This is a genomic window from Micromonospora sp. M51 (genome assembly GCF_018070305.1).
Classification (GTDB): domain Bacteria; phylum Actinomycetota; class Actinomycetes; order Mycobacteriales; family Micromonosporaceae; genus Micromonospora; species Micromonospora parva.
In genome coordinates, this window is the sequence record NZ_JAGPXZ010000636.1 from 1 (window position 1) to 3637 (window position 3637).

A 3637-nucleotide genomic window follows, 5' to 3' on the forward strand; every position below is an offset into this window, starting at 1 on the left:
GGAGACCTTCGTGCGGGCCGAGAAGCTGGCCAGCCCGCCCCCCTGGGCGGCGCTGTTCTGGGTGAAGGAGACGCTCTCCACGTCGGCGGCACCCCGGTAGTTGCCGAGCCCGCCGCCGTAGCCGTTGGCGCTGTTGCGGTGGAACTCGGAACGCTTCAGCGTCAGGACACCACCGTTGAGCAGGCCCCCGCCCTTGCCCGCGGCGCCCGATGCGCTGTTGCCGACGAACGTGGAGTCGGTGACCACCATGTTGCCGTCGTTGAAGATGCCGCCACCGCCGCCCTCGGGCGACAGCGAGGTGCTCTGCGAGACGGTGACCCGTTCCACCACGGCGGTGGCGCCGTGCACCACGTGCACACTGCCACCCTCGATGGCCGAGCGGCCGTTGTGCAGTTCCATGTCCCGCAGGGTCAGCTCGCCGCCGTCGCGGACGGTGAAGAAGCGGAACGGGGCGGCCTGGGCGTCGCGGGCGATGGTGGCGCCGGCGCCGTCGATCGTGATGGCCTGGTAGATCACCGGCAGTCCGGCGGTGTCATCGGCCGGGTTGTGCGGCGGCGCCTCGGCGTCACCGGGGGTCTCCGCCGCGTCGGCCGCCTCCCGGGCGTCGCGGATTCCGCCGTCGTACTGGTCGGTCTCGTGGAACGCCTCGGTGAGAGTGTAGCGGCACTTGGGCGCGAGCCGGAGTTCGCCGCCGCCCTCGGCGTTGGCGGTCACCAGCGCCGCGACCAGCTTCGCGGCGTCGCAGGGAACCGACACGACGCCCCGCTTGCCGGTGCCCGGGGTGCTCGGACGGTCCTGTTCCGGGCCGTCCTGGTCCTGCTGCGTCGCCCGCCGGTCGCCGTCGCGGCGGTCGTCGTCAGCCGCCGGGGTCAGTCGGGCCAGACCTGGGAGGGTGAGGGCGCGGTCGGCGGCGGCAGCCGCTCCGGCCACGCCCACGACCAGGCTCCCCGCCAGTAAACCGCCGGCTAAGAACCATCGGGACCGCCGTCTGGGTCGACTCGCGCGGTCTCCCTCTCGGTACGTGGACATCAACGGTGCCTACCTTCCTGCCTACCTGACGTGACCGCGCCGATCCGGGCGCGGAGGGCCCGACATGCTCGCCGACCACCAAACGTCACGATAGGTCCGCAATACGGACAGGAAGGTGTGAACGTGAATAGTGCCCTCTTTCATCTTCAATGCCGGCAAATCGGCATCGACGTCACCCGCCGACGTGGATCCCGGGCCGGCGCAGCGGGTCCCGTTCGGTGCGTCGGATGATCTCCCGCACCACCGGCGGGGTGTCCCCCCGACCCAGGATGAGGTAGCGCGCCAGGTGCGCGATCGGGCTCCCCTCCGACCACTCGAAGTGCGCGTGCGGCCGGACCCCGGTGGCGTCCCGCAGGGCCAGCAGGATCGCGGCGATCGCGTTGGGCGCGGCCGGACTGTTGGCCCGCAACACCCGGAAGCCGCCCACCTCGATCCCGTGGACGCGCAGCACCTGGCTGAAGTCCGACGGATCCACCACATCGATCTCCAGGAACAGCACGTCCGCGGCGCCGGGCACCGGGTTCATCCCGCGTTGCGCCCGCTCCTTGATCGTGTACTCCTTCACCGAACCCTTCTGCCGCTTGTTCGCGATCAGGTGCAGCTGCCCGTCGTGCGCCAGCGACTCGGTGATGAACCGACGGGCCGGTTCGTCGAACTCGATGCGCTCGGCCCGCAGCTCGGTGGTCCGGGTGACCCGGGAGACCAATGAGACCGCGATGATGCCGAGGATGAACAGCGCGGAGATCGTGATCCCGTCCGGCTGTTCGATGACGTTCTCCAGCAGCGCGTACAGCAGCACCAGGGTCAGCACGGTGAAGCCGATCGCCGAGGCGCGCCGGTGGCGACGGGCCGCGGAGATCGTCACCGCCACCGCCCCGGAGACCATCATCGCCAGGATCCCGGTGGCGTACGCGCCGGCCTGGGCGTTGACGTCGGCGCGGAAGGCGATCGTGATGGCGACGCTGACGACGGTGTAGACGATCACCACGGGACGCACCGCCCGCGCCCACTCCGGCGCCATCCCGTACGACGGCAGGTAGCGCGGCACGATGTTGATCAAGCCGGCCATGGCCGACGCGCCGGCGAACCAGAGGATGAGCACACTGCTCACGTCGTAGACACTGCCGAACACCTCACCCAGGTAGGTGTGCGCCAGGAAGGCCAGCGCCCGCCCGTTCGCGGCGCCGCCCGGCGCGAACTCCTGCTTCGGGATGAGCGCCGTGGTCACGAAGGTCGTCGAGATCAGGTACACCGACATGATCAACGCGGCGGTGGTGAGCAGTCGGCGCGTGTTGCGGATCCGGGCGGCGAGCCGGGCCTGCTGGTCCGGACCATCCGCCGCGACCAGGGGCATCATGCTGACCCCGGTCTCGAAACCGGAGAGCCCCAGCACCAGCAGCGGGAACGCCAGCACCGCGGTGAGCAGCACGTGGCCCGGTCCCCCGCCGGTCGTGGTGATCGCGGCCGTCCAGTCCGACACGATGCCCGGGTCGGCGGCGATCCGGGCCACCGCGACCACGACGATCACCGCGTTGAGCACCAGGAAGACCGCGACCAGCGGGATGGCCACCACCACCGCCTCGCGGAATCCGAGCAGGAACACCCCGCCGAGGATCAGCAGCAGCACCACGGTGACCACGACCGGCACCAGGGACCCGTGCACCGTGTCCGGCAGGTACGGGTTCTCCAACAGGTGCACTGTGGCGTCGGCCGAGGAGAGGGTGATCGTGATGATCCAGGAGGTGGCCACGAAGCCGAGCAGCACCAGGACGAAGATCTTGCCCCGCCAGAACGGCAACAACCGCTCCAGCATCGCCACCGAACCCTGACCGTGCGGGCTCTCCTGGGCCACCCGCCGGTACATCGGCAGCATGCCGAAGAGAGTGAGCGCGACGATCAACAGGGTCGCCAACGGGGAGAGCGCACCGGCCGCCACCGCCGCGATGCCCGGCAGGTACGACAACGTGGAGAAGTAGTCCACGCCGGTCAGGCACATCACCTGCCACCAGGCGTGCCGACGGCTCTGCCCCTCGATCGCCTCGGGGCCGGGCGGCTGCACCTGGTGCTGGAAGAGCCACCGGCGCAACGGGCTGGTCGGCGACAGTGAGCGGGCCGGGGTGGCCACACGTTCGGGCACCACGACACCCTGCCGGCCGCCCCGGTGCGGGCGGGCCGGATCGCGGGCCGCCCGCAGTGCCGGGTCCGGACCGGTCGGCGTATGCCGGCGTCCGTTCCAGCGTCGTGGTTTAGCCCGGTGCTCGTCACCCATCGCCAGTCCCACCCTCACAGGTCCTGATCCGACGGTAGGCGCTGCCCCGGCGCCCGGTCGGCGGAACCGGCCACCTGTTCGGCCTGCTCAGGACAGGTCCGCGACGGCGAGCAGCCGGGCCAGCGCGGGTGGGTCGGTGACGGTCACCGTGGCCGCCGGGTGCCGCAGCCGCCCGCCGGGCAGCAACGCCGGCACCGGTACGCCGAAGCGCAGACAGATCCCGCCAGCCGTACTGCTGCCGAAGGTCGCACCGCCGTCGGCCAGCGACAGGTGCGGGCCGATCGCCCGCCACCAGCGGTACGGCCCGCTCAGCTCGACGGCGACGACGTTGTCCCGAGC

The 3637-nt window shown here is 71.2% G+C and carries 2 protein-coding genes and 1 pseudogene; all 3 read right to left on the bottom strand.

Features of this window, described 5'->3' with window-relative positions; all coding sequences use genetic code 11:
• Positions 1 to 1029 (bottom strand): hypothetical protein (locus tag KBX53_RS26050; RefSeq protein ID WP_247676231.1); only part of this gene is annotated, 1029 nt, incomplete at its 3' end.
• A 172-nt stretch (positions 1030 to 1201) separates the two neighbouring features.
• Positions 1202 to 3298 (bottom strand): amino acid transporter, encoded by a 2097-nt coding sequence (locus KBX53_RS26055; protein WP_167337258.1) that lies wholly within the window; start codon positions 3296 to 3298, stop codon positions 1202 to 1204.
• Between the two features lie 87 nt (positions 3299 to 3385).
• A pseudogene (locus KBX53_RS26060) lies at positions 3386 to 3637 on the bottom strand (hypothetical protein); the annotation flags it as partial.